We start from the raw sequence: 25244 nt of genomic DNA on the forward strand, positions 1-25244 counted from the left end.
ACACCACCCCCTTGGTGTTTATTTTTTGCTTACTGTGGGGTTGTTTTGGGTTTTTAATCGGTTTTGTTCAACCCGGGGGGGGCCGGTTCCCCCCCCCAACATTTTTTACTGTTTGGTGGGGGGGGGGCCTCCCCCCCCGCCCTATCCTTAGATAACTATTATCACTTTATTTATTTGCACCTACTTAATTAGGAATTCTAATGTTTTGCAGGCAAAAATTGAAATGGTGTACAGCTTTCAAACTTTTTCGCCACATTACCAACTAAAAATTGATTATCTTTAAGTGTCAGCTTTTTCGTCGATTCTCCTTTTGCGAAATTCAGATCTGATAAGTTGACCCAGAATACATTCGGACTACGAGTAGATTCAAAGAAATAGCGCTTGTTCTTGTGATCTGCGACAACGCGCCAAAGAGTGGAAGAGATGTTGGGTTGGTTTGGTGTGCTGATACCTAAAGGTACTGACACATTGCGAATCACTGAAAAGACACCAGCGATCGCTTCATTGATATCAGAGGTTTGGGGAATCGCCTTGATGTAGAATGAAGCTCGAACAAATCTATCCGCTGCTCGATTGGTACCTGGTAGCATCGTAGTTCCACCAATCTGTTCCCAATACTGATTCAGCGCCAGTTGCTGATCATAGGGCGGTGAGTTAGTCATGACTTGATATTTCCGATCGTGGTAAATATTCAACTTGCCGTCAATGTACTGGAAGATGGCAGAGTCGCCTGTAGGGTCAGAAATTGCCAAGTGAGTAGTTCCTTCCGCTTTCGTTACTTCGTAGTCGGGAGATTTGATTGGTACAATGTAAAATGGTTCTTTTCTTAACGCCTCAACTGCTTCTTTAACAGTGGCGTAGTTATCCAAAACGTATTGCACCCAAGCAGAAAGAGCTAGGGGATTGCGTGGGTCGTTTTCGATCGGGGTTGGATACTTGGTTTCGGTGAGATAAAGCATATTGGCAACCAGTCCTGCCTCATTCATCCCGTCAGCTGAACCACTATCCATAAAAGTCGTCACAACACTGCCATACTTGGAAGTCCATTTAATGGAGTTGTCTCCTGCTGCCCCTTTGCGTTCCATCTCCTTTGGAAGCGCCCAGAGATTTGATTCCATATCTCTGTTCCTCCAGTCCATGCTGCGTGCAGTGACGATCGTATCTTCTGGTCCCAGATAAACAACTCTAGTACACATACCCTGATTTTGTTGTAACTACAATTTAATAAACCTAACACACTACGATCGCTTGAACTTTATTTAGAAGAGTTCCCTTTATATAAGTTAATGATTTTTTTTTTACAAATATTTAGGATTGTAGAAATGCGATCGCTTTTAAGAAATGTAGGGAAAAAGCGATCGCACTTTCCTTTAAATAGCAGCTACCAATTCCAATGGTTTCTTCGGAACAATAAACATTAACTCTGCACCTTCCGGTTTATCTTCATTAGCAGGAGTTAATTTTAGCCAATCATGAAAACTAATTCCTAGTTGACTAATAGCTTGAATTTCTGTTTGATACGCTTCAAAACGGCGATTAGTTTCTACCATAGATTCCATAACTTCTAAAGCTTGAGGAAGGCGTTTGTAAGCTTCTTTCTCAAATCTCCCTGTTAATGGAGTAGGATTTGCTCCAAATAATCCCCATTTAATTTCACTACGATCTATAATTGCTGGTGGTAAAGAGGACAACCATTGCTTAGGATTCTCTATTAAGTTAACCAGATTTTCACGTTGATTTTCAAAAACAGCATTTTCATCCAAAATTGGATCGATCCATTGATAAATTCTGGTTAATCTACGCAAATCAATTTCACCCTTGAACTGAGGATGTAAGTATACTGCGGGGTTAGAAGTGAGTAAAATATCAAGATATTTCCGAGTACGATCGCGTAGAACATCTGCACCTTGTTGAAAGCGGCTAAGTGCTGTATCATATTCTCCTAATTCTAGGTAACAACGTACTTCAGCAAGGTAAGCTAAAGATAAAGTCAACAAAAACTCATCAGTAATTGGGCTTTGTAACTCTATTTCCTGATCCACAAAATTAGTGTAAATAGGTTCAGCTTCTAGGAAGCGGTTGATAGCTTGCATTGCACTAGATTCTCGCTTTTCTGGTTTGTTCATTGTAAAGGCATTAGCTGCTAAATTGATAGCTGCATGAAAATTTGCATAGAATCCAAGATCTATTTTGCGATTAATTTTGTTTAAAAGTTCCTCGACTTTTTTTAGCCTTTGTTCTAATTCCGTAATGCGCTGATTTATGACAGCAAATCCCATTACTGATACACCTAAACTAAGAACACTAGCAGCAGTGGTTATCTGCACCATTCCTGAAACTTGTTGTAAATTTTGCTCGATATTTCCTAGTTGTTGCTCAAGGCTACCTATACGTTGGTTGACATTATTTATTCCTTTGCCTGTAAAAGCAGTATTAGCTATCAAACCAATTAAATTTGCTCCAGAAAGAGCAACATTTCCCAAATTAACTTGTGCAATACCATCTAATTGCTGACTAACATTAGCTAAACCTTTACCTGTAACAGCGGTATTAGCCACTAAACCAGCTAGATTTGCGCCTGAAAAAACAAGGTTAAGTAAATTAGGAGAAGTACTATTTGGTGTTGATACTGGAGCGCTACCAGAAGTTAGTTCTCGTAACATAGTCACAATTCGCCCAGTTGCAACCTCTCTAATTACACCCCCATATCGCTCAAACTCTCCACTCATCAGACCTTTAACAATCCAACTACCAAGTGTAAAGGTGACTGTAACTGCGTCCATATTCTTTTCCAAATCACTTCAATTTCAGTGGTGCATTTGCCCCATCTTCATATCTGAGGAATTTCTGTATCCCTCTTTGGTAGTATTCCCACATCTCAGCGAAAAACAACGATCGCTTCCCAACTTCCCATAAAAAAAAGATCCCGCTCTCCCGCGTCAGCGCACATCAATTCAACAAATCTGCATCAGAATCTAGTATAATTCCCGGTAAGAAATCAGGGTTTTCTACTTCTTCCCATGTGTAAGAAACTTCAGTGGGAAAATCTCGAAGTTTCATGCCTGTTTCTTTAGCAGCTAAAATCACGGCATCTTCGTAACTATCTGCGATCGCTTCTGGTAAGTAAGGCTTAAAACTGGGACTTTCTTTTAAAAGTCGCCGAATCGCAGAACGTTGCTCGCGAATCGTTAAATACCAACTCCTCGATCTGCGATCGGTTTGATATTCCCACTTTAATAAATGTGCAATTAAAACTATTAACCGATTTACTAACTCCCGCCTCTCTTGTTTACCCAAAGAATCTATTTCCTCAATCAAATTCTCAATATCAAGATTATTTAACTCACCCTGACGCAATAACTGGACTTGTTTTTGCGTCCAAGCGTAAAAATCAGTTTCGTATAAATTTTCAAGTGGAAGGTTCATAGTTTCTTCCTCAGATGGCTTTATACCCATTGAATTATACCATCCTAATTTAGGCAAAAAAAAGCCATCGCACTCTCCAAACAACCCTTTTCGAGTTCAGAGAGTGCGACGCACAATTAATTAACCAAAAACTATTAACTAAAACTGTTTTTTCCGTCTTCGAGAAATAGCCTTGCGCTTGCGTTTTTCTGGAGGGGTTTCAAAGTGACGCAGACGCTTAATATCAGAAAAAATTCCCGCTTTGGAGACTTGACGCTTAAACCGACGCAACGCCGATTCCAGTCCTTCATTTTCCCCGACAATAATTTGGGTCATCCTGACTACTCCTAAGCTTCGGTGAATGGTCGGACACTTACTTAGCATCCGTATTAGCGTAAATGGGAGAGAAAAGACATTGCTTACGGTACGCTACGCGATCGCACACACTCGTCAATACCTGAAAAAGCAGAAGCATTTCGTCTGGCTATACTTATCTGAACAATCAGAAGCGCAAACGAAATGCCCCTGAACAGCAAATTTTAACAAAAGCTTGGTTAGCTTTGAGCCTTAATAGCGATTACGATTAAATCCGCCACCGCCACCACGACCACCATAGCCGCCGCCGCGATTACCGCCACGCTCTTCACGAGGTTTAGCTTTATTTACTTTCAAGCTACGCCCCATCCATTCTGCGCCATCAAGTGCATCAATAGCAGCTGTTTCTTCATCTTCATTTGACATTTCCACGAAAGCAAAGCCACGCATTTTACCAGTTTCACGGTCAGTGGGAACTTGAACGCGCTTTACTTCGCCATATTCTTTAAATACTTCTTTGAGGTCTTCGTCTGTGACCTGGTAGGATAAGTTTCCTACATAAATAGACATTGGTTCTCTCCTGAATCAGGTATTGCAAAGATTACGATTCGGAGAGTCGCTTGTGAGTACTAACAACAAACAGTGTCACCGAATTTCATCATCGACCCACATTTTAGCACATCATATATGTGGATTTGTCAAGGGCTGCTCTTCCCAGAGGAGAATTTTTTCGGCAAAATATCCTAAAAGAGAGCCAATTTAAAAAATGGCAGGTTTTTTGCGTGTTGCAGACATTGCTAATATTCTTAATCGGTTTAATCCCCCCAATAATCTCGATTTGGGTAATTCGGCAAGCAGAAGTCAGAGGGCGAGAAAGGTTGAGAATAGCCATAGAAAGAGCCTCTGTTAGCCCCTTAAATTTCCCGCCCCAACTGCAAAATCAAAGTTATATCGGTGACATCAGCTGTAAATTCAATGCGCGATCGCCCCATTTGCGTTGCGCCATCAATCCTGATGGGCCTTGTGATGGCTGTGTTCATTATCAGATGAGGGATTAGGGACTGGGGATTGGGGGACAAGGGGACTAGGGGACAAAACCCACCCCTGCAAACTCAGGACTTTCTGGGAGCTTTCTGGCAAAAAAATAGGGATGACTTCAATCATCCCTATTTCACCTATTCACCTAGAGCTTAAAACTTATAGTCGGGTAAGGATTAGGCATTACTGTCCGTACCTCCCCTAAGAACCGGACTTGACAGTTTCCCATCATCCGGCTCAAGCCTTACTTCGAGCCTTTAACTTGGGTTTTGAGTGTACCTGTTTGTGACACGCTTTGTGTAAGTGCTGAAGGTTTTCTGTGTCGTCTAGTCCACCTTTAGCAACAGGTATTATGTGGTGGGTTTCGATATCTTCTCCGTTGAGTAATGGTTCACCGCAAATGGGGCATTTCCAGTTTTGGATTTTGGCTATTTCGTAGTATTTTGTGCCTTTTTCCCAGTATAATTTCCCATTCTTTTGGCTTCTTTTTTCCCAGTACTCTTTTTGGGAGGGGTCATCGGGTGATGCGCTTCCTTTTACCTTTACATGGCGTTTAATGGGCATATCGGTTATAGAATAGAGGCTTATCAGTGACTCTTTTCCCCGATGTTTGCTTATACAGGCAAATATCCATTGTCTACCTTTGAAGGTGTGGAAGTAGCGATTTTTTACCCATTTTGTGCTTTTTTGAGGATGTCTACGCTTTCCCCATTTCACAAGGTATTGCCATACTCTGTATGTAATATAGCTGAAAGTTTGTTTACTAACCACACCCTTGTAGTAGTTAGCGAACCCTCTGAGAATTGGATTGAGTTTTATGATGACTGTCTCTTGCTTTTTCGCTTTTAGACCTTTAATTTCCTCTCCAATCTGTTTGCAGAAAGCTAAAACTTTCTTTTTAGATGGCTTGATTAGCAGTTTACCGCCATAGTGTCTTAGGTTAAAACCGAGAAAGTCAAAACCATCTGACATTGACGTAATCATCGTCTTCTGGGTGCTGAGTTCCAAGCCTCTTGATTTCATCCATTGCTGTATCTGAATTTGTGCTTTTTCGAGACTTCCTTTGTCCCTAGCTGTAACTATAAAGTCATCAGCATATCTCACCACACCAAGTTTCGGATTGGTGGATTTTATGTATGTTTCTAACCCATGCAATCCTATGTTGGCTAGGAGCGGCGATATTACCCCTCCTTGTGGTGTGCCTTGTCCTGTCGGGTTAAGTTTTCCCTGGAACGTAAATCCAGCTTTTAACCATCCTCTTATTAGCTCTCTTTGTGGAAAATTGCTAATACTGTTGAGAATGGATTCATGGGCAATGTTGTCAAAGAAGCCTTTGATATCAGCTTCTAGAACCCAAGTGTCTCTGCCTTTGTGTAGTCTTATAAATGATTGTGATATGGCATCATGACAGCTTCTACCTGGTCTGAATCCGTATGAATTGTCTTCAAACACAGCTTCCCATTCGGGTAAGAGTGCATTTTTCACTACTGTTTGCATGACTCTATCTCTAATGGTTGGGATACCAAGAGGACGCTTTTTGCCGTTTGGTTTGGGAATCATTACCCGTCTGGTGGGACTAGGTTTTGTTCCCTTCCAGTTGCAGACAAATTCCACTCGTTGTGCTGGGGTGTTTATGACCTCCTTATCAATCCCCGCCGTCTTTTTACCATTATTGGTTTGAGTGATTTGTCGTACTGCTAACAGTAGGTTTGCGTAGCTTCTGAGCATTAACTTTTGCAAGCTCCGTAACTTGCGAAATAACCCAAGCTGTTTGGCACGAAAGATTCTTTGACGTAGATTTCTCACAACTTTTCGTGTTTGTCGCCAGTTAATTTGGCTCCAATCTTTTAGTTGTTTCCTTTGTCCGTTTACTGTCATTAACATGGCGGTATCTAACTTGTCATCGGATTCGATTTCATGTCCATTTCGTCTTTCGTATAAGACCCAGATGAAGTCTGCTATTCCTTTCGGTCAGGGGCAAATTTTGAACCCCTATCTACAGCGTTACCTGTAGCATTCGCTTTTTCATCCATCCTGCTCCCTCCAAGGGTTTCCGTTTTTGTTACCTCCAACCTACTAGGGTTATCGACATTCCCTAGACCTTGTAGGGGTTTTCCTGTTGTATCGATTGAATTTGTTTCTTCCTTCAGATGATGCCTTTTCTGCGGTGGGGATTATGTTTACACAACTCATATACGCAAAAAACATGAGTTCACCCACTTAGCATTTTGCCTTCAGTGTGTCAGGTTATTACACTGGTTTATGTATAACGCAGTTTAAATGGCATTTCGCTTTCGCTCATCTACTTCGGAGAAGCCCTCATTAGCTCCTGACCAGGCTTAACCTTGCCTAGCTTCGGCTACATTCGTGGTTCTGCTAATTTCCCGTTTGTTACCTACTTGGTACTGAACCCACCCTTAGAGGGTGTTTTACGAGAGGGTAAGGGGTGTAAATCCCTTATGGAAGTGGGCTTCCAGCTTCAATCGACCCTTTCAGGTCGCACTCTGAGGAACATATTCTTCTTTTTCAGGAACAACAGTGTACTCAGCGACAATTTGGCGAAATTCTTCACCGTCGATCGTTTCTTTTTCGACTAGAAGATCGACCAAGCGATCGATCACCGAGCGATGATCGCGCATAATTTGCTTAGCATCTTCATAACACTTACCAACGATCGCTCTTACTTGACCATCCACACGGGAAGCAATTTCTTCGGAATAATCAGAACGATTCATTAAGTCACGACCTAAAAATACCTCGGAACCGCTTTGACTTTCCAAAGACAATGGCCCCAAATCAGACATTCCCAAACGAGTTACCATTTGTCTAGCCATGCCAGCGACTTGTTGCAAGTCACCACCAGCACCAGTAGTCACTTCCGCATCTCCGAAAATAATTTCTTCAGCAGCGCGACCACCCAAAGCAGCAGTAATTCTTGCCTTCAGTTGCGACCTAGAAGTTAAACCTTGCTCTTCATTAGGAGTAAACCAAGTTAAACCTCTAGCTTGTCCTCTGGGAATCAAAGTCACCTTTTGTACAGGGTCGTGGTCTTTCAACAAAGTACCAACGATCGCATGACCAATTTCGTGATAAGCAATTAACCGCTTGCTTTTGCTATCTACCAAAGGAGTACCTTCCATCCCAGCAACCACACGGTCAACCGCATCGTCAATTTCTGGCATAGTAATCGCTTCTTTGCGCCGTCTGGCGGTTAAAATTGCCGCTTCATTCAGCAAATTCGCTAAATCTGCACCTGTAAAACCAGGAGTACGACGGGCAATAGCTTCTAAAGAAACCTCATCAGATAACTTCTTATTCCGAGCATGGACTTTGAGAATGTCCAAACGTCCTTTAATATCAGGAGCATCTACAGTTACTTGTCTGTCAAAACGTCCCGGACGCATCAAAGCAGAATCAAGTACATCAGGGCGGTTAGTAGCGGCAATGATGATAATACCTGTATTACCTTCAAAACCGTCCATTTCTGTGAGCAACTGGTTTAAAGTTTGCTCTCTTTCATCGTTTCCGCCACCGATACCCGTGCCCCGCATTCTACCGACGGCATCAATTTCATCGATGAACACCAAGCAGGGAGCATTTTCTTTCGCTTTTTTGAACAAGTCACGGACGCGGGAAGCACCCACACCCACGAACATTTCCACGAACTCAGAACCGGAAATACTGAAGAAAGGAACTCCCGCTTCTCCAGCAATTGCTTTCGCTAACAGAGTTTTTCCAGTTCCCGGAGGGCCAACTAATAACACACCTTTGGGAATTCTGGCACCAACTGCGCTAAAGCGTTCTGGTTGTTTCAAGAAAGTAACAACTTCTTGCAGTTCTTCTTTTGCTTCTTCAATTCCTGCTACATCATCAAATTTAATTCCGGTTTTCGCTTCCATCATGAATCTGGCGCGAGACTTACCGAAATTCATCGCTTGTCCGGGTCCACCGGGAATGTTGTTGGAACGACGGAACAAGAAAAACAATCCCGCAATTAATAGGATGGGGAATACCAAGTTGCCCAACAATCCCCAAATTGCGCCATCGTTTCGCATCGGATGAGAGGCGAAGCTAATATTTGATTCTTTGAGTTTGGTAATTAACTCTGGGGCGCTAGAAGGTAAATCTACTCGCCAGTGTTGAACTTGGGAACCCAAAACTGGTTCTGGGTCGATACCTTCAACAATAGCTGTCCGACCACCCTCATAGAGGTCAACGCTGGTAACTCGACCGGAATCTAAATATTCTAAAAATCGACCATAGCTCATGCGGGTACTGGCAGTATTTCTGCCCGTATCCATTGCTGATGATGAGAATGCCCCTTGCCACAGGAAAAATCCTATGAGTAACGCAGGCAACATCCACAGTACTACGACTTTCCAGGAAGACTTCATAGTTGGGTGGCCTCTAAATGCAATTTAAACAAAATAGGTACTCGATTACACAAATTAAGTGCTTTTCAAAAGATCTCAGATAAATTTTTGCTGTTTAAATTAAGGCAGAAGGCAGAAGGCAGAAGGCAGAAGGTAAAAAGCGATTAATTTTTTTTGTCTGCATACTTATCTTCGCTATCCTGCACTTGTGTCCTTTTAGAGCCAAATGGCTTTCTTTAGGACAAAAGCGTGTAACAGCAAACAAATCTTAATTAAATTTAACTTACTTTTCATAATTAGGGCAAGACTAGGGACTGGAGGAGTTTTGAGTTAATCAATTTCCCCTTTTCCCTTTGTCCCCCAGTCGTAGGAGCGATTCATGAATCGCCCCTACCCCAGTCCCTAAAATTCAGCACTTAAAAGGGAATTTCTCAAACTCCAGTCTGGTCGGAGGCTTTTGGCTTGACGGAGGTAGGGATGGTAAATTTCTATGGGATGGGGGACGTTGACGTGAATTAGGAAACGGATGCAGCGTACTAGTCCGCCTTCGACGTGCATTTGCTGGACATCTAGTAGGGGGACGTTTTGCCAGTGGGGGCGTTGACGGGCGATCGCAGCTGGGAAAATCGCATCTAGATCGCGTGTAGCGGAGAAAATGGCACTAATAATATCGTCAGGGTCAAAATTATTATGCGTTTCTAATTCGTCCAATAGTTCTGTCACTGCTTCGCTGATTGCTGTCACGGTATTTTCGGTGACAGTTGTCGCCCCACGAATTGCCTTAACTCGCCACTCCACGCAAACATCCTCCTGATTATCGATAAAACAAAATAGACAAACAATTTTTTTAAAGTTGACGCTCGCTACAAAAAGCGATCGTTCCTAAACCCATCATGACTGAAGCACTGCCGAAAAGTCAGCAGTGCCGTCAGCAATATTAACAAAACCTCAAATTGAACCTAAAAAGTACCAAATTCTTTAAGCTTAGGGTCTATAGAGCCACAAAGGTTGCCCGCTGGTCTTTAGCTCAAATTCTAACCAATTAATGCCTGCTGATAAAACACTACTTTCCTGTCTATCCCCAGAAATTAAACGGCCCAACAGTGGTTTCTTTTCTTCAAAGTTGTAGCAGCGAGTTTTCTCAGGGTCAAGTCCTGCTAATTCTGCTGCCCAGCGACGCGCATCTTCTTCGGTTCCCAAACGGTCAACTATACCTAATTCTACAGCTTGTTGTCCGGTAAAAATCCGACCGTCAGCAAAAGCCCTAACTGATTCTACAGTTAATTGTCTTGCTTCGGCAACAGTTTGCACGAATTGTTGGTAACTGGTATCAATGAGTTCTTGGAGGATATTTTTTTCTGGTTCGGTGAGTTCGCGATCGAATGACAAAATATCTTTATAAGGGCCTGATTTAATCACTTTAAAGGAAACACCGATTTTATCCAACAGGCGTTCTAAGTTGTTTCCCCGCAAAATTACGCCAATACTACCAGTAATCGTGCCTGGGTTAGCCATAATATGTTGAGCACCCATGCCGATATAAACGCCACCAGAGGCGGAAATATTGCCAAAACTGGCGACTATTTTGACTTTTTCTTGCAAACGCTTTAGGGCGCTGTAAATTTCTTGGGAATCTCCCACCGTACCGCCAGGACTATCAATTCGTAGCAGTAGGGCAGGGAAACGCCTTTCTTCTACAAATTTTAGGGCTTCGAGTACTCTATTGCGAGTGGAACCTGCGATCGCACCCGAAACTTCAATGCGAGCTATTTGTTTACGAAACTTAGGCTTAAACGGCCAAATCATGAGCTATGAAAAATTTAATAGTGATGTTAGTTACTTCTTATCTCCAGTCTAAGCAGAAACCCAGGGATTGGGGACTCTTGACTCTTGACTGGGGAGAGTTTCTCGTAAGGAGAGTCAGAGAGTTTTGAGTTAATAATCGAACCCATCTCCCCATCTCCCCATCCCCCCACCTCCCCCAATACTGCTCGGTTAAGTATTTTTTGCCTTTGTAGGGGCGTTCGCGTAGCGTGCCGTAGGCATCAGCATTCGGACAGAAGATATAGGGTTTGAACCGATAAATTGTCGCCCGAATGCTTCGCCCCTACCCAAAACCCGAGCAGTATTGCCACCTCCCCTTTGTAATTTGCTTAACAGAACTACATAATTCAGTACAATCAAGATATTTAAAGATAAACGACCCTCCCAATCCAGAAATGAATTTAGAAGAGACGCAAATTGATTTAGAAAAAGACTTTAATGTAGCATCTCCAAGGGCGACGGGTAATGCAGAAACCGCTTTGGAAGGTGAAACCAACCGATTTAGAGTGCCGTTTGCTTCTATGCTACTGATTGCGCCTTTTTTCCTTTGGGGAACGGCAATGGTGGCGATGAAAGGTGTGATGCCACAGACAACACCTTTTTTTGTGGCAGGAGTGCGCTTGGTGCCAGCTGGGGTGTTTGTATTACTTTTTTGTTTGCTGACTGGCAGATCTCAACCCCGGACTTTGTTAGCTTGGTTGTGGATTGCTTTGTTTGCTTTGGTTGATGCGGCGCTGTTTCAAGGTTTTTTAGCAGAAGGTTTAGTTCGCACTGGTGCAGGTTTAGGTTCGGTGATGATTGATTCCCAACCTTTAGCTGTGGCGGTTTTCTCTCTGTTCTTGTTTGGGGAAAAGATTGGTTTGTGGGGTTGGTTAGGATTGGGGTTAGGGGTTTTTGGGATTAGTTTAATTGGTTTGCCGAATGAATGGATTGTGGCGCTGTTGCATCCAACTAGCGAAAATTTGGGATTAGGGATGTTGGTTAATATTCCAGGAGAATTTACTGATTTTAAAGCTGTAATTGTCAGTTTGTTCGATCGCGGATTATGGTTAATGCTGTTAGCAGCATTGTCTATGGCAGTGGGAACGGTAATTTCTCGGTTTGTTAGTCGCCATGTTGATCCTGTGGTAGCTACAGGTTGGCATTTGATTTTGGGCGGGTTGCCTTTGTTTGGACTTTCGGCTACTCTGGAAACTCAGCAGTGGCAAAATTTGGATTTGTCTAGCTGGATGGCTTTGAGTTATGCGACGATTTTTGGTAGTGCGATCGCTTACGGTCTATTCTTCTACTTTGCTTCTCGTGGTAGTTTAACTAGTCTCAGTTCTCTAACTTTTCTCACTCCCGTATTTGCATTGTTGTTTGGCAATCTCTTCCTTTCGGAAATGCTGCAACCTCATCAATGGTTGGGAGTCAGTCTAACGTTGGTCAGTATTTACTTAGTAAATCAGCGAGATAGATTAGGTAAGTTGCTAAAACTTCAACCTGCTGATGTGGAAGCATCTACTAAACTGAATTTGGATAATTGAGGCAGAGGGGATGAGGAGATGGGGAGGTGGGGAAATGGGGAGAAAATATAACCTTTATCCTTTCTTAGCTTCTGCTTTCTGCCTTGTACCTTCTGCCTTTCTTGTTCACTCTACGATTCTGATTAATCCCTTTTGAATTGCTTCGTAAACTTTATTAATCTGGTGCTGATCTTTTTCGCTGAGGGAATCTTTAGATAGCAGTGCTGCCATTAAAGTATTTTGATCTTTCCGATTAATCTGGCGAATAGCAAAGATCCTTTCTAGGATGCTTTCAACCGAAGCTTTTGATTGGGTTTCAATCTGTCTGATCATTAGTTCAATTAATCTTTACTGTATTCAACCAAAGTAAGTATTCCCAAACGAATGGTAATGCTCACTACTTCATTGTTACATTTTATTTACACAAGAGGAATAGCGATCGCTCTCCAAACCACTTCCCTGTGTTCCTATTGACGGGTAAAATGCTGAAGTTTCACGCGCAATAAGACAAAATTTTATGACTGAGGCGAAAATTGGGATTATTGGGGGCAGTGGTCTTTACAAAATGGAAGCGCTCAAAGATGTGGAAGAGGTGCAAATTGATACTCCTTTTGGGTCGCCATCTGATGCTTTAATTGTCGGCACTTTGGCTGGAACTAGAGTGGCTTTTTTAGCTCGTCATGGTCGCAATCATACTCTGTTGCCGTCTGAGTTACCGTTCCGGGCGAACATTTACGCAATGAAGCAGCTGGGCGTTGAATATTTGCTCTCCGCGTCAGCTGTTGGTTCTCTCAAGGAGGAAGCTAAACCTCTAGACATGGTGGTGCCGGATCAATTTATCGATCGCACCAAGAATAGAGTATCCACTTTTTTTGGCGAGGGAATTGTAGCTCATATTGCATTTGGCGATCCTGTTTGTAAACAATTAGCTAATGTTGTGGCAGATGCTGTAGCTAGTTTAAATTTAGATGGTGTAAATTTACATCGTGGCGGTACCTACATTTGTATGGAAGGGCCTGCTTTTTCTACTAAAGCGGAGTCGCATCTTTACCGCAGTTGGGGTGCAACTATCATTGGAATGACTAATTTACCAGAGGCGAAATTAGCCAGAGAAGCGGAAATTGCCTACGCAACTTTAGCTTTAGTTACTGATTACGATTGTTGGCATCCAGATCATGACAGCGTGACTGTAGAAATGATTATTGATAATTTACAACGTAATGCCATTAATGCTCAAAAGGTAATTCAAGAAACGGTGCGAAGAATTACGGAAAATCCTTTTGTTTCGGAAGCTCATTCGGCTTTGAAATATGCTATCCTTACCCCGTTGGATAAGGTTCCTGTAACAACAAAAGAAAATTTGGCTTTGTTGTTGAAAAAATATATTTAAACAGGGAGAAAAGGGAAAAGTTTTAGTTGTAAATTTTCCCTTTACCCAGTCCCCAATCCCTAAACAGGTTTACATTTTCCGGCGCGAATTAATCCGACACGACGCGCGATCGCATCTTCTACAGTACCAAAAGGCCCCCAACGTTCTAAAATGTTACTATCCTCTTGGCTTTCCAATTGTTGACTAGGGACAAGATCGCAATTGCCCTCGTTACGTTTGATAATATACCAACCTTGGGAATCGCTCATGAGATTTCACCTTTGTTGTTAAAATTTGTAACTGAAATTAACCAGAGTTGTAGGGTGCTCTACTACCATAAATCTAATCGACAGCATCAGAGTTTGACCGTCTGACGCACCCTACTAATTGGGCCAGTTGCGTAAGTCCTGAAATTGTTGTTTTCTGGGATTTTTAGGGTTATCATAAAATGATATCCGCAATTTTACTGGTTAATCTTGAGCAACGCTTAGCGTATCAAGCGCAAATATTCTAAAACAATCATCAATAAATCTCAATCATTAGTCAGTGATTTTTCAGCATTGACTAATGATGAGTAAAACATAACCAACAAAAATTGAGCAGTTTCTAAATGGCAATTTTACACGGTAGTTGGATCGATCGATCTCAAGGCAATTATCTATTCGTTTGGGGAGAAACTTGGCGCAGAGTTAATCCAGCAAACTCTGAGGGATTCACGACGCTGTTACCTCATCCATTAGCAATGAGTAAGCAGGAATTAATCGACTATTTGCAGAGTTTAGAAAAAATTAGTAAGGCGCTACCATCTGATACGTTAACTGTTGAGAAAAGTACAGCAAAAAAAGGGAAAAAGAAACTGGAAGAAAGCCAAAATAACCGTTGGCAAGTCCAAGTTTTGGGATTACCAACCAGAATTTTGGAAGCAGATAATAATGCTTTGTTGCCGTTGCATTCGGGAACTGTATTAAATGGAAACGAAGAAGAGATATCTTCTTGTTATTTGTATCCTTGGCAAGTAGAAGGAATTTGTTTAAATAGGCAAGAAGCGAGGGAATTTTTAACCGCTTTGCCACTGACGACTATTAATGAATCAGATTCTTTTTTAGGGAAAGATTTACAATTTTGGTGCCATATAGCAAGGTGGAGTGTAGATTTACTGGCAAGGTGCAAGTTTTTGCCCAGATTGAAACAGTTAGAAAATGAATTTGTTGCTGTTTGGCAACCTTTACTTGATAGCGGAGTCGATCAAGTGAGGTTAGAAAATTTTGCCCGACAAATGCCAGCTGTTTGTCGCAGTTATCAAGGTTGGGAAATTGATGATTCCTCGCCATTTGTTAGTTTAGAATTACCGCCGGAACCTAAAGAATTACTGTTGAGTTTTTTAAGTAGCGCGATCGATCTACAAGTGCGAAGTGTGGCGAAAGGAAACTCTGTACCAACTATAGAAAATTTGGTGCAGAAATGGTTAGAAGGATTAGCAAATGAGTCGGCGCAAGTAACCGGAGAAACCCCAGAACGTTTAGCAGCAATTTTAAATTCTTGGATTGCACCTGTACAACCATTTCTAACAGGAAAAAGTTTATTTCGCACTTGTTTTAAAGTGCATCCTCCCGCAGAAAATCAGCAAGATTGGAATTTAGAATATTGTTTGCAAGCTGTTGACGATCCTGAATTTATTATAGATGCTGCAACTATTTGGCAGAATCCAGTTGAACGTTTTATTTATCAAGGAAGAACCATAGAACGTCCGCAAGAAACTTTTCTACAAGGGTTAGGTTTAGCTTCGCGATTAATGCCAGTAATTGAACCGAGTTTAGAAACTGCGACTCCGATATTTTGTCGCTTGAATCCATTAGAAGCTTACGAGTTTATTAAAGGTGGTGCATGGCGTTTTCAAGATAGCGGTTTAGGGGTAATTTTACCACCAAGTTTGGCAAATCGAGATGGTTGGGCGAGTCGTTTGGGTTTAAGTATTCGCGCCCAAACGCCTGAGTTAAAACCCAATCAACGCTTAGGTTTACAAAGTTTATTAAACTTTAAATGGCAGTTATCTATCGGTGGGCAAACTATTTCTAAAAAAGAGTTTGACAAGTTAGCAGCACAGAATAGTCCTTTGGTAGAAATTAATGGGGAGTGGGTGGAATTACGCCCACAAGATGTGAAATCGGCGAAGAATTTCTTTGCTTCTCGAAAAGAGGAAATGTCGCTTTCTTTGGAAGATGCTTTGCGTCTCAGTACAGGCGATACTCAAATGGTGGAAAAATTGCCTGTGGTGAGTTTTGAAGCTTCGGGAGTTTTGCAAGATTTGTTGAATGCTTTAACAAGTAATCGGGCGGTGGAGGCGATCGATCCTCCTGAAACTTTCAAAGGAGAATTACGCCCTTACCAAGCAAGAGGTGTCGGTTGGTTAGCATTTTTAGAACGCTGGGGATTAGGTGCTTGTTTAGCGGACGATATGGGATTAGGTAAGTGTATCCACCCCGAATCTTTAGTATTAATTAACGGAAATTTACGCACCGCCCAAGAAATTTGGGATACTCATATTACAGATATAGATTGGGATGGAGACGGATTTTGGAGTGTTCCTAATAGTACGTTACTTGTGAATGCCATCAATGAAAAAAATGGTCAAATTATCCAGACTCCCATTCGCCGTTTATATCGCCAAAAAGTCCAAGAGAAATTGCGAATTATCCGCTTAAAAGATGGTAGCAATATTACAATTACCCACCGTCATAAACTTTTAACTAAAGATGGATGGAACAATAATTTAAAAGTGGGAGATTACGTTTGTGTACCTGCTAAACTGGTTTGGGAAGGAAAACCAGAAGATGCGGATTTAGTGAAGTTTATTGCTTGGCAAATTGCTGAGGGATATGAACTGAAAGAATGGGGAACTATGGCAATATCACAAAAAGATGTTGTCTGTTTGGAGGAATTGAAGGAAACTTTTCAACGCATCGGTAAACGTTATAATCTAAAAATTAATTGTCCAAAAATTCGCACTTTCCCTGGTAAAGTTCCGGCGCTTCAAGTAAACAGTCAATCCTATCGCAAGTTCTTAGAAGCTAAAGGTTATGAATGGGGTAAGAAGTCGGCAGAAAAGTCTATTCCTTCATGGATAATGCAGGCAGATTTGAATACTGTGCGGATTTTCTTAAGAAACTATTTTGATGCTGAATCTGCTGTTATTAGTAATATGGCAACGATCGAAATTAGTACAGCTTCAGCTTTGCTAATTCAACAATTGTCCACGTTATTAAGACGCTTCGGTATTTGGTTAAGAATTTCCGCTAAACAAAAATGTGCTACCAATGGAACAAAGATTTTCCGTACTTATTATATAGGCATTCTTGGGGGAAATTCAACCCGCAGATTTTGGCAAAAAATTGGTTTTGGGAATTTAGTTAAACAACAGAAGTTAGAAGCGATTTGTCAAAAGGTAACTAATACAAATGTTGAGGGAATTCCTGTTTCTGATTTAGTCGCTGAAACAGTCGCTACAACTAAATTACCAATCCGACATTTTGGGATGAACAACACTGTATATATTAATGGTAGTCAACAGTTTTCTCGAAGTAGTTTAGAAAAGGTATTAGCAGGATTTGATAGTATCTTGAGTGGGGAAGCAGAAAAACAATATCGACTGTCGAAATCTTCTAAGTGGACAAATCAAACTCTTGCAGCATACGCGCAACTGGATACTCAACATTTAAGTTTAACTAGACAGCGTTTGCAAGATTTTTTCGATCGGGAAGTTTTTTATTGCCAAATAGAAGAGATTGAAGAGATTGATTATGATGGTTGGGTTTATGATTTTGAGGTAAGCGAACATCACAATTTCGTAGCGAATAATATCCTCTGTCATAATACTATCCAGTTCATCGCTTTCCTATTACATTTAAAAGAAGAGAATGCACTGGAAAAACCGACTCTTTTAGTTTGTCCGACTTCAGTTTTAGGTAACTGGGAAAGGGAAGTTAAAAAATTTGGCCCTAGCTTAAAAGTTGTAGTACATCACGGTGATAAACGTCCCAAAGGAAAGGCGTTTGCCAAAGCAGTTGAAAACAAAGATTTGGTAATTACTAGTTATCAATTAGTTTTCCGAGATGTCAAGGATTTACAGACTGTTTCTTGGCAAGGTGTGGTGTTAGATGAAGCACAAAATATTAAAAATCCAGAGGCGAAACAGTCGCAAGCAGTTAGGGATTTAGAGGCAAGTTTTCGGATTGCGCTAACAGGAACTCCGGTAGAAAATCGGTTGGCGGAACTTTGGTCAATTTTGGATTTTCTCAATCCAGGTTATTTGGGGCCAAAAAATTTCTTTCAACGGCGTTTTGCGATTCCGGTGGAGAAATATGGGGATACTTCTTCGTTAAAGACTTTACGATCGCTTGTCCAACCTTTCATCCTGCGCCGCTTAAAAACCGATCGCACTATCATCCAAGATTTACCCGAAAAGCAGGAAATGAATGTATTTTGCGGTTTAACCGCCGAACAAGCAGAATTATATCAAAAATTAGTTGAAGAATCTTTGGCGGAAATTGAAAGTTCGGAAGGGATTCAACGGCGCGGTCAAATTTTAGCGTTGTTAGTTAAATTGAAGCAAATTTGTAATCATCCAGCGCAATTTTTGAAGGAAGCAAGTTTAGGAAATCAGAAGCGATCGGCAAAACTTTTGCGTTTAGAAGAGATGTTAGAAGAGGTGATTTCGGAGGGCGATCGCGCTTTGATTTTCACCCAATTTGCTGAATGGGGAAAACTGTTAAAACCTTATTTGGAAAAGCAATTTAATCGAGAAATGCTGTTTTTATATGGTAGCACTTCCAAGAATCAAAGGGAGGAAATGATCGATCGCTTCCAAAACGATCCGCAAGCACCAAGGGTGATGATTTTGTCTTTAAAAGCTGGTGGTACTGGGTTGAATTTAACTCGTGCCAATCATGTTTTTCACTTCGATCGATGGTGGAATCCTGCGGTTGAAAATCAAGCAACCGATCGGGTATTTCGGATTGGTCAAACGCGCAATGTTCAGGTGCATAAGTTTGTTTGTCAAGGTACTTTGGAAGAGAAAATTCATGATTTAATTGAGAGTAAAAAAGCATTGGCGGAACAGGTTGTAGGTGGTGGCGAAAATTGGTTAACTGAGTTAGATACTGACCAATTACGGAATTTATTGTTGCTCGATCGCAATACAGTAATTGATAGTTCGGACTTTTAATTTTTTAAACCGCAAAGGACGCGAAGGACGCAAAGAAGATGAGAGATTACGATCCGGGGATGCAAAGGGTTACAAAGGAAGATAATACTTCTATTTCTGGTCGGGAATGGTGGGTGGAACGGTGGTTGGAATTGTTGGATAAGTATCGGTTTAAAAAGCGTTTGGAACGGGCGCGAATTTATGCTAGGCAAGGGAATGTTTTGAGTATTGATTTTCAAGATCAAAAGGTTTTTGCGAAAGTTCAAGGTACAGAACCGGAACCTTATCAACTTTCGATATTTTTGGAACCTTTTACTGATGAAGAGTGGGATTATGTGATTGAAACTATGTCGAAAAAGGCTATTTTTTCGGCTAAGTTATTAGCTGGAGAAATGCCAAAAAATATTGAGGAGGTTTTTACGGCAAATGGTTTAAGTTTGTTTCCTTTCACCTTAGAAGATGTGCGGAGTCGTTGCAGTTGTCCTGATAAGGCGAATCCTTGTAAGCATATTGGGGCGGTTTATTATTTGTTAGGCGATCGCTTTGGTGAAGATCCGTTTGTGTTATTTCAATTAAGAGGACGCAACAAAGCACAAATTATTGAAGCTTTACGCAAGTTTCGCAGCAAGGGAAAAGAGGAACAAGGAGACAAAGAAACTGATATTCCGGTAAATCAAAAGGTACAATATCATTTAAAAATTGAGGAGTTTTGGCAATATGATAAACCTTTAGAATCAGGTTTAGTTGTAATCGCACCATCACCAATAAGTGAAACGATTTTAGATGTTTTGGGAAAAATTCCTTTAGGTAATGATGAAACGGAACAACCGCAAACAGCTGCTACATCTGACGCAGTAATGCAATATTTGGATTCAGTTTATAAGGCGGTTAGTCAACAGGCAATTATCTCAGCAATGACGGTGGGAGAATGACCAGAAACTTTCACGATCAATTTGCTAAACAGTATCTCAGCGAACTATTAACGCCTTTGGGTGAGGTAATAAGTAGGTGCAAATAAATAAATTGATAATAGTTATATGAGGATGGGGCGGGCTCTCCTGCCCACCCCACAAGATTTACAGCTTTCTTGTGGGGTGGGCAGGAGAGCCCGCCCTGATTTTCACTTTATTTACATCTACCTACTTAGTTAGCCGCGAGGTAATGGCAGAAGTTCGCCAAATTGATGTTTGGTTTTCGCCTGTACCTGAACCGAAAACTAACCAAGAATTACTCGGTTTATTGGGTAAAATGGCATCAACTGCCTGTTTAATTGAACCTTTTCGTAATCCGCCAAATTGGTCGGAAGTGCGGAGATGTTTGATTAAATTATTTGCTATGCAAAGCGATTATCAGCGTCAGGCGAGGCGGGAAGATCGATCGGTCACAGAAGAGGAATTACCTCATTTGTGGATATTAACGCCTTCCTGTTCTGAGAACGTCTTAGACGCATTTGGTGCAAAGCTTGATACCCAAGGAAATTGGCCTAATGGTGTATATTTATTACCAGTAGCATTGAGGTCAGGGATAGTAGCAATTAACCAACTTCCGGCTACAGAAGACACTCTTTGGTTGCGGCTTTTGGGACGAAAAAATGTTCAAAAGCAAGCAATGAATGAGGTGAATTCACTGCCAGAAGATCACCCTTTCAAAAGAAACATTTTGGAGGTTGTCGCTAACTGGCGAGTTGGCTTAGAAACGACGCAAAATTTAAGTGAAGATGAAGAGGAATTGCTTATGAACTTATCATCAGCTTATGTACGTTGGCGCGAAGATACTTTACGAGAAGGTCGGATAGAAGGCAGATTGGAAGGTCGCCAAGAAGGTCGCCAAGAAGGTCGCCAAGAAGGTCGCCAAGAGATGATCGAAAACTTTTTGCGAGTTCGGTTTGGTGCTTTGGATGAGCAACTAAACAGATGTATAAATCCTATGTTGGAGTTGTCAGCAAGTGAGTTGAGTCAACTGTTGCTGACTCTTTCTCGTGAGGAAATTTTAGCTAGGTTTGGAGGAGGGTCTAATTCAAGTAGTTAGTGTTGAGAGAATGGGAGATCGATCGCACTTTTTCCACTAAACTAAACTGCGATCGATCTTTCCTCAATTTCCCGGTTTCAAAACATTGATAACCTTTACTCGTGAACTGTACCATTAGGCATAATTGCACCAGCCAATTTAGCATACTGTAAGTTAGCTCCTCCCAGTTTAGCTCCGGTCAAGTTTGCGCCAGATAAATCTGCATAACTTAAGTTTGCTGCACGGAGATCGGCTTCTTGTAGATCTGACCCTCTTAATTTGGCACTAGTGAGGTTTGCTTCACGCAGGTCTGTTTTATTCAAAGTAGCTGCACTTAGATTAGCGTTGCTTAAATCTACTTTAATTAGATTCAATCCTGTGAGATTAGTACAACTCAAATTGATCTGATTCATATACGCTGCCTGAAGGTTTACCCCAGTTAAATTTGCTCCGCTCAAATTAGCAGAAGTTAGTTTTGCTTTACTTAAATTTGCTCCTTTGAGGTTCGCTTCAGTTAAGTTTGCTCCACTCAGATCTGCACCACTTAAGTCTGCATTTTGCAAGCATATACTTGGAGCGATTAAATATGCTCCTGCCTCGCTAGGATTAAAACCTTCAGGGAATCTAGTATTTTCATCATAGAGAGCTTGTTGTAACTTAATTCCTTTAAGGTTAGCTCCATAAAAATCTACAGCTTGACTACTATATTCGCTAGTTCCTCGGAGATTTGCCTTGGTTAGATCGGCTCCCATTAGGTTAGCATTTCTTAGCTTTGCCGAGCGTAAATCTGCCTCTATTAGTATTGCTTTACTGAGATTAGTATTATTCAGGTTGGCGGTAATTAATTTAGCTTTTCTCAGATTTGCATTACTTAAGTTCGCTTCAGTTAGCTTTGCTCCTTGTAGATTAGCTTTCCATAAGTCTGTTTCAATTAAATTAGCTCCACTCATCTCCGCATTAACTAGATCGGCTTCGCTTAAATTGGCATTTTTTAGGTTTGCACTTTTTAGCTTTGATGACTGTAGATTTGCCTTATAAAGATCTGCATTCTCTAGATTTGCTTCACTCAGGTTGAGACAGCTAAAACTGCCATTGCTTAAATTTCCTCCTTTTAGATGAGCTTTACTCAAGTTGACTTGCCAACTGATACTTTTTTTACTAAAGTCAGAATCAGCTAGGTTAATTCCTGTAAAATCTTTTTCTCCACATTGACAGCGCCTCAAAAATTCTTCAGCACTAACAGGTGTTTCCAGACTTTCTTCTTCATCAGTCTCATTTCTCATCAACAACAGCAACATTCTTTCAATTTTGAATTCTTCATCAGTAAAAATAGAAAATTCAGTTTCCTGTTCAACAGGATCAATTTCTTCATGGTGAAAACTTATAATTTGCTCATTATTACTCGTTAATTCCTGAGATTCTTCAACTGTCGGGGTGGGGGAATCTTGCTGTAATTGTCGATCGACCCTTTGAAAAAACTCCTTAACTATTTCCGCGTCTTCTTTTGTCTCATTGCTGGGAGGCGAATCAAGAGTTTGGGAGTTGAAAGTGCGATCGCTCAAACCCAAAATTATATTTTGCTGCTTTTTAAGTTCAGCAAACTCCCTTTTTAAAAGTTCCCATTCTTGTAACTCAGGTCGATTATTAAACTGTTCTGTTACACAATCTAATTGACGTTTTAGCCCTGTAGAATACTTCCTCACAATAAGAAGGTGTTGTTCGAGTTGTTCAATTCTCGAAAACAGTGATACTAAATTCAGTTGTTGGTCATTCATATTAATTATCCTAGCTAGTTAACACTATTTTCTCTAATCTAGCTACCACTAGGAATCAGAGGAATTACCCAAGAATGGATACTTTCAATTACTTAAATTTTCGCTACAAATGGTTGATCCCCCCTAACCCCCCTTACAAAGGGGGGAACAATACTGGTTTTTAAGTCCCCCTTGGTAAGGGGGATAATGGGGGATCTCCGATTTGTTTTCTATTTGATATAAAAGTTAGATCGATCGCACTTTCCCTACTGTCCAAATTCCAACCGCGCCTGTTCAACAATCTCTGGCGTTACCACATCTAATTCAGCTTCTCGCGCTAATTGCTCAATTCGCTGTCTCGCCTGAGTCCGCACAAAAAAGGGAATATTTTTCAGCTTTGTCTTAGCTTCAGCACTCCACTGTAAACCACCAGTTAAATCAGAATCCGCCATAACCCGCTAATATTTTGATTAATTATTTATCAGTTGTTATTTAACAGCTTAATCTATATATTTTACCTGCTTAGAGTACTATGATTTTTTAATTTTCGTTAATCTCACATTCTGGCTAGATAGTTTTGCCTTCTTAAGGTGCCCAAACCCTTGCAGTTTGGGCATCTTACCTACTTTCGCCGCTGCTGGTTTACTATGCTTGTCTAGCGCCAATTAAATTAGTAGTTGATTTTTAAGCTAAAGGTTAACCTAAGTAAAGGTAGAACTAACAGAGAAGAGATATCTATGAGATCCCAAATTCACCAGACAAAAGAAGCATTTTCCGGTGGAATATATAGCGGCTGGATTGCTTGGAATCTATTTCTGGCTTTTATCCCCTTAGTTCTTAGCTTTTGGCTATTTCGGCGCAAATCAAATTATCGTTCCCATATTTGGTGGATAGGTTTTGCGGTTTACTTTGCCTTTCTGCCAAATGCGCCCTATCTGTTAACAGATATTATCCACTTAATTCGCGGCATTCGTGAAGGATATTCGGCTTGGGTTATTACCTTGATTTTTATTCCCCTACATTTCTTTGCCATTATTGCTGGAACAGAAGCTTATGTGGTGTCATTAATTAACCAGAGTAATTATCTAAAACGGCAGCTATCAGCTAAGTGGGTGGTATGGTCTGAATTAATTACTCATGCTTTCTGTGCTGTGGGAATTTACATGGGACGTTTTCAGCGTTTTAATAGTTGGGATTTAGTTACCGATCCAGATAACGTATTGCTGACAACCATTAATGATTTGACTTCAAAACGCCCAGTGTTAGTGATGTTTATTACTTTTGTTGTCTTGACGGTGCTTTATTGGGTGATGAAGCAAATTACTTTGGGTTTGGTGATGCGAATTCGTTATATGCGATTGAAACGTAAACTGAAAACTGAGTGAGTTGCTGAGAAAATTTAAATGGTATACAGATCCCCGACTTCTTCAAGAAGTCGGGGATCTGGCTTGGATCTAGCTTGCAATTAGAAGAGGTTTAAGAATGACTAAGGAATATCCAAGAGATCTGGTTGGCTATGGGCGAAATACTCCCGATCCTAAATGGCCTAATCAAGCGCGTATTGCGGTGCAATTTGTGATTAATTATGAGGAAGGTGGGGAAAATTGCATTCTTCACGGTGATGTTGCTTCGGAAGCATTTCTGTCAGAAATTGTCGGCGCTGTTCCTTTGGCAGGAGTGCGTCATATCAATATGGAATCGATTTATGAATATGGTAGTCGATCGGGTTTTTGGCGATTACATCGGATATTTACGCAAAGGAAAATTCCGCTTACAGTTTATGGTGTGGCGATGGCTTTGCAAAGAAACCCGGAAGCTGTGGCGGCGATGTTAGAGGCTGATTGGGAAATTGCTAGTCATGGTTATCGCTGGATTGATTATCAATATTTTGGTGAGGAAGCGGAAAGGGAACATTTACAAAAGGCGATCGCCATTCACACCCAAGTTACTGGTAATCGTCCTTTAGGTTGTTACATCGGTAGAGTTAGTCCCAACTCGCGTAAATTAATAGTTGAAGAAGGCGGTTTTCTCTACGATGCTGATAGTTACGCCGATGATTTACCCTACTGGATTTATGATTATGGCAAACCACATTTAATAATTCCCTACACTTTAGATAATAATGATATGCGCTTTGCAACTAACCAAGGTTTTAATTCTGGCGATCAATTTTTTGCTTATCTTAGAGATGCTTTTGATGTGCTTTATGCTGAGGGTGAAACTGCACCAAAAATGATGAGTATTGGCTTACATTGTCGCTTAGTTGGAAGACCTGGACGTGCAGCAGCTTTGGCACGTTTTCTCGATTATGTGCAGCAACATGAACAGGTGTGGTTGTGTCGCCGCATTGATATTGCGCGTCATTGGCATGAACATCATCAGCCGAAAACCTGAGTAAAGAACTTAGGCACGTTGTTGCGCTTCAGCGCTCTTCTTTTAGCGCTGAAGCGCAAC

21 protein-coding genes are annotated in these 25244 nt (G+C 41.2%); 8 read left to right on the forward strand and 13 right to left on the reverse strand.

Going from position 1 to position 25244, the window contains the following annotated elements; all coding sequences use genetic code 11:
- Positions 1–197: 197 nt before the first annotated feature.
- The 5 genes from ACE1CC_RS27975 to ACE1CC_RS27995 all read right to left on the reverse strand — a co-directional run bounded on the left by ACE1CC_RS27975 (position 198) and on the right by ACE1CC_RS27995 (position 4290).
- Positions 198–1196 carry a linear amide C-N hydrolase gene (locus ACE1CC_RS27975; protein ID WP_413273713.1) on the reverse strand — a complete coding sequence of 333 codons (999 nt, stop codon included), beginning with the start codon at positions 1194–1196 and terminating at the stop codon, positions 198–200.
- 174 nt (positions 1197–1370) lie between these two features.
- The gene (locus ACE1CC_RS27980) at positions 1371–2783 is read right to left on the reverse strand and encodes a hypothetical protein (protein ID WP_413273714.1); all 1413 of its coding nucleotides are present in this window, start codon (positions 2781–2783) and stop codon (positions 1371–1373) included.
- A 166-nt stretch (positions 2784–2949) separates the two neighbouring features.
- Positions 2950–3426, reverse strand: coding sequence for a DUF29 domain-containing protein (locus tag ACE1CC_RS27985; RefSeq protein ID WP_413273715.1), 477 nt, complete (start codon positions 3424–3426; stop codon positions 2950–2952).
- 138 nt (positions 3427–3564) lie between these two features.
- On the reverse strand, positions 3565–3741 hold the full coding sequence (gene rpsU, locus ACE1CC_RS27990) for a 30S ribosomal protein S21 (RefSeq protein WP_073594437.1): 177 nt from the start codon (positions 3739–3741) through the stop codon (positions 3565–3567).
- A 231-nt stretch (positions 3742–3972) separates the two neighbouring features.
- Positions 3973–4290, reverse strand: a complete 318-nt coding sequence (locus ACE1CC_RS27995; RefSeq protein WP_413273716.1) for an RNA recognition motif domain-containing protein — start codon at positions 4288–4290, stop codon at positions 3973–3975.
- 212 nt (positions 4291–4502) lie between these two features.
- Here ACE1CC_RS27995 and ACE1CC_RS28000 point away from each other — a divergent pair, with 212 nt between their 5' ends.
- Positions 4503–4778, forward strand: a complete 276-nt coding sequence (locus ACE1CC_RS28000) for a DUF6464 family protein (RefSeq protein ID WP_413273717.1) — start codon at positions 4503–4505, stop codon at positions 4776–4778.
- Between the two features lie 217 nt (positions 4779–4995).
- Here the strand turns inward: ACE1CC_RS28000 and ltrA are convergent, their stop codons facing one another.
- The 4 genes from ltrA to sppA all read right to left on the reverse strand — a co-directional run bounded on the left by ltrA (position 4996) and on the right by sppA (position 10937).
- Positions 4996–6642: a group II intron reverse transcriptase/maturase gene (gene ltrA / locus ACE1CC_RS28005; protein ID WP_413273718.1), complete on the reverse strand. Its 1647-nt coding sequence runs from the start codon at positions 6640–6642 to the stop codon at positions 4996–4998.
- A gap of 608 nt (positions 6643–7250) precedes the next feature.
- On the reverse strand, positions 7251–9152 hold the full coding sequence (gene ftsH2 / locus ACE1CC_RS28010; protein WP_413273719.1) for an ATP-dependent zinc metalloprotease FtsH2: 1902 nt from the start codon (positions 9150–9152) through the stop codon (positions 7251–7253).
- A 381-nt stretch (positions 9153–9533) separates the two neighbouring features.
- Positions 9534–9929: a chorismate mutase gene (gene aroH, locus ACE1CC_RS28015; protein WP_413273720.1), complete on the reverse strand. Its 396-nt coding sequence runs from the start codon at positions 9927–9929 to the stop codon at positions 9534–9536.
- A gap of 186 nt (positions 9930–10115) precedes the next feature.
- Positions 10116–10937, reverse strand: coding sequence for a signal peptide peptidase SppA (gene sppA / locus ACE1CC_RS28020; protein ID WP_413273721.1), 822 nt, complete (start codon positions 10935–10937; stop codon positions 10116–10118).
- Between the two features lie 497 nt (positions 10938–11434).
- Between sppA and ACE1CC_RS28025 the strand changes: the two genes are divergently transcribed.
- Positions 11435–12481: a DMT family transporter gene (locus tag ACE1CC_RS28025; protein ID WP_459563929.1), complete on the forward strand. Its 1047-nt coding sequence runs from the start codon at positions 11435–11437 to the stop codon at positions 12479–12481.
- Positions 12482–12586: 105 nt separating this feature from the next.
- On the opposite strand, the gene ACE1CC_RS28030 is transcribed toward ACE1CC_RS28025, so the two are convergent.
- Positions 12587–12793, reverse strand: a complete 207-nt coding sequence (locus tag ACE1CC_RS28030) for a hypothetical protein (protein WP_413273722.1) — start codon at positions 12791–12793, stop codon at positions 12587–12589.
- 184 nt (positions 12794–12977) lie between these two features.
- On the opposite strand from ACE1CC_RS28030, the gene ACE1CC_RS28035 reads away from it, so the two are divergent.
- Positions 12978–13850, forward strand: coding sequence for an S-methyl-5'-thioadenosine phosphorylase (locus ACE1CC_RS28035; RefSeq protein WP_413273723.1), 873 nt, complete (start codon positions 12978–12980; stop codon positions 13848–13850).
- 59 nt (positions 13851–13909) lie between these two features.
- On the opposite strand, the gene ACE1CC_RS28040 is transcribed toward ACE1CC_RS28035, so the two are convergent.
- Positions 13910–14098, reverse strand: coding sequence for a DDE transposase family protein (locus ACE1CC_RS28040; protein ID WP_413273724.1), 189 nt, complete (start codon positions 14096–14098; stop codon positions 13910–13912).
- Between the two features lie 341 nt (positions 14099–14439).
- Between ACE1CC_RS28040 and ACE1CC_RS36970 the strand changes: the two genes are divergently transcribed.
- The 3 genes from ACE1CC_RS36970 (at position 14440) to ACE1CC_RS28060 (ending at position 21057) form a co-directional block, all read left to right on the forward strand.
- On the forward strand, positions 14440–19050 hold the full coding sequence (locus tag ACE1CC_RS36970) for an SNF2-related protein (protein ID WP_459563928.1): 4611 nt from the start codon (positions 14440–14442) through the stop codon (positions 19048–19050).
- A gap of 38 nt (positions 19051–19088) precedes the next feature.
- The gene (locus tag ACE1CC_RS28055) at positions 19089–19961 is read left to right on the forward strand and encodes an SWIM zinc finger family protein (protein ID WP_413273725.1); all 873 of its coding nucleotides are present in this window, start codon (positions 19089–19091) and stop codon (positions 19959–19961) included.
- Between the two features lie 229 nt (positions 19962–20190).
- Entirely contained in the window at positions 20191–21057 is an 867-nt protein-coding gene (locus tag ACE1CC_RS28060; protein ID WP_413273726.1) for an RpnC/YadD family protein, read from the forward strand.
- Between the two features lie 95 nt (positions 21058–21152).
- Here the strand turns inward: ACE1CC_RS28060 and ACE1CC_RS28065 are convergent, their stop codons facing one another.
- The gene (locus ACE1CC_RS28065) at positions 21153–22811 is read right to left on the reverse strand and encodes a pentapeptide repeat-containing protein (RefSeq protein WP_413273727.1); all 1659 of its coding nucleotides are present in this window, start codon (positions 22809–22811) and stop codon (positions 21153–21155) included.
- Between the two features lie 245 nt (positions 22812–23056).
- The gene (locus ACE1CC_RS28070; protein WP_413273728.1) at positions 23057–23242 is read right to left on the reverse strand and encodes a PCP reductase family protein; all 186 of its coding nucleotides are present in this window, start codon (positions 23240–23242) and stop codon (positions 23057–23059) included.
- A gap of 285 nt (positions 23243–23527) precedes the next feature.
- On the opposite strand from ACE1CC_RS28070, the gene ACE1CC_RS28075 reads away from it, so the two are divergent.
- Together ACE1CC_RS28075 and puuE are read left to right on the forward strand one after the other, a co-directional pair.
- On the forward strand, positions 23528–24175 hold the full coding sequence (locus tag ACE1CC_RS28075) for a DUF1361 domain-containing protein (protein ID WP_413273729.1): 648 nt from the start codon (positions 23528–23530) through the stop codon (positions 24173–24175).
- A gap of 97 nt (positions 24176–24272) precedes the next feature.
- Positions 24273–25184, forward strand: a complete 912-nt coding sequence (gene puuE / locus ACE1CC_RS28080) for an allantoinase PuuE (protein ID WP_413273730.1) — start codon at positions 24273–24275, stop codon at positions 25182–25184.
- The last annotated feature ends 60 nt before the right edge of the window (positions 25185–25244 follow it).

This window comes from Floridaenema aerugineum BLCC-F46, from assembly GCF_041929345.1.
Classification (GTDB): domain Bacteria; phylum Cyanobacteriota; class Cyanobacteriia; order Cyanobacteriales; family Aerosakkonemataceae; genus Floridanema; species Floridanema aerugineum.

What these genes read in the sequence shown, in the direction of transcription:
- ACE1CC_RS28035 (WP_413273723.1), top strand. Translation starts at nt 12,978, where the DNA reads ATGACTGAGGCGAAAATTGGGATTATTGGGGGCAGTGGTCTTTACAAA.
- rpsU (WP_073594437.1), bottom strand. Translation starts at nt 3,741, where the DNA reads ATGACCCAAATTATTGTCGGGGAAAATGAAGGACTGGAATCGGCGTTG.
- ACE1CC_RS28070 (WP_413273728.1), bottom strand. Translation starts at nt 23,242, where the DNA reads ATGGCGGATTCTGATTTAACTGGTGGTTTACAGTGGAGTGCTGAAGCT.
- ltrA (WP_413273718.1), bottom strand. Translation starts at nt 6,642, where the DNA reads ATGTTAATGACAGTAAACGGACAAAGGAAACAACTAAAAGATTGGAGC.
- ACE1CC_RS36970 (WP_459563928.1), top strand. Translation starts at nt 14,440, where the DNA reads ATGGCAATTTTACACGGTAGTTGGATCGATCGATCTCAAGGCAATTAT.
- ACE1CC_RS28055 (WP_413273725.1), top strand. Translation starts at nt 19,089, where the DNA reads ATGAGAGATTACGATCCGGGGATGCAAAGGGTTACAAAGGAAGATAAT.
- ACE1CC_RS28065 (WP_413273727.1), bottom strand. Translation starts at nt 22,811, where the DNA reads ATGAATGACCAACAACTGAATTTAGTATCACTGTTTTCGAGAATTGAA.
- ftsH2 (WP_413273719.1), bottom strand. Translation starts at nt 9,152, where the DNA reads ATGAAGTCTTCCTGGAAAGTCGTAGTACTGTGGATGTTGCCTGCGTTA.
- ACE1CC_RS28060 (WP_413273726.1), top strand. Translation starts at nt 20,191, where the DNA reads ATGGCAGAAGTTCGCCAAATTGATGTTTGGTTTTCGCCTGTACCTGAA.
- ACE1CC_RS27975 (WP_413273713.1), bottom strand. Translation starts at nt 1,196, where the DNA reads ATGTGTACTAGAGTTGTTTATCTGGGACCAGAAGATACGATCGTCACT.
- ACE1CC_RS28075 (WP_413273729.1), top strand. Translation starts at nt 23,528, where the DNA reads ATGAGATCCCAAATTCACCAGACAAAAGAAGCATTTTCCGGTGGAATA.
- ACE1CC_RS27985 (WP_413273715.1), bottom strand. Translation starts at nt 3,426, where the DNA reads ATGAACCTTCCACTTGAAAATTTATACGAAACTGATTTTTACGCTTGG.
- ACE1CC_RS27995 (WP_413273716.1), bottom strand. Translation starts at nt 4,290, where the DNA reads ATGTCTATTTATGTAGGAAACTTATCCTACCAGGTCACAGACGAAGAC.
- puuE (WP_413273730.1), top strand. Translation starts at nt 24,273, where the DNA reads ATGACTAAGGAATATCCAAGAGATCTGGTTGGCTATGGGCGAAATACT.
- ACE1CC_RS28030 (WP_413273722.1), bottom strand. Translation starts at nt 12,793, where the DNA reads ATGATCAGACAGATTGAAACCCAATCAAAAGCTTCGGTTGAAAGCATC.
- ACE1CC_RS28040 (WP_413273724.1), bottom strand. Translation starts at nt 14,098, where the DNA reads ATGAGCGATTCCCAAGGTTGGTATATTATCAAACGTAACGAGGGCAAT.
- ACE1CC_RS27980 (WP_413273714.1), bottom strand. Translation starts at nt 2,783, where the DNA reads ATGGACGCAGTTACAGTCACCTTTACACTTGGTAGTTGGATTGTTAAA.
- sppA (WP_413273721.1), bottom strand. Translation starts at nt 10,937, where the DNA reads ATGATTTGGCCGTTTAAGCCTAAGTTTCGTAAACAAATAGCTCGCATT.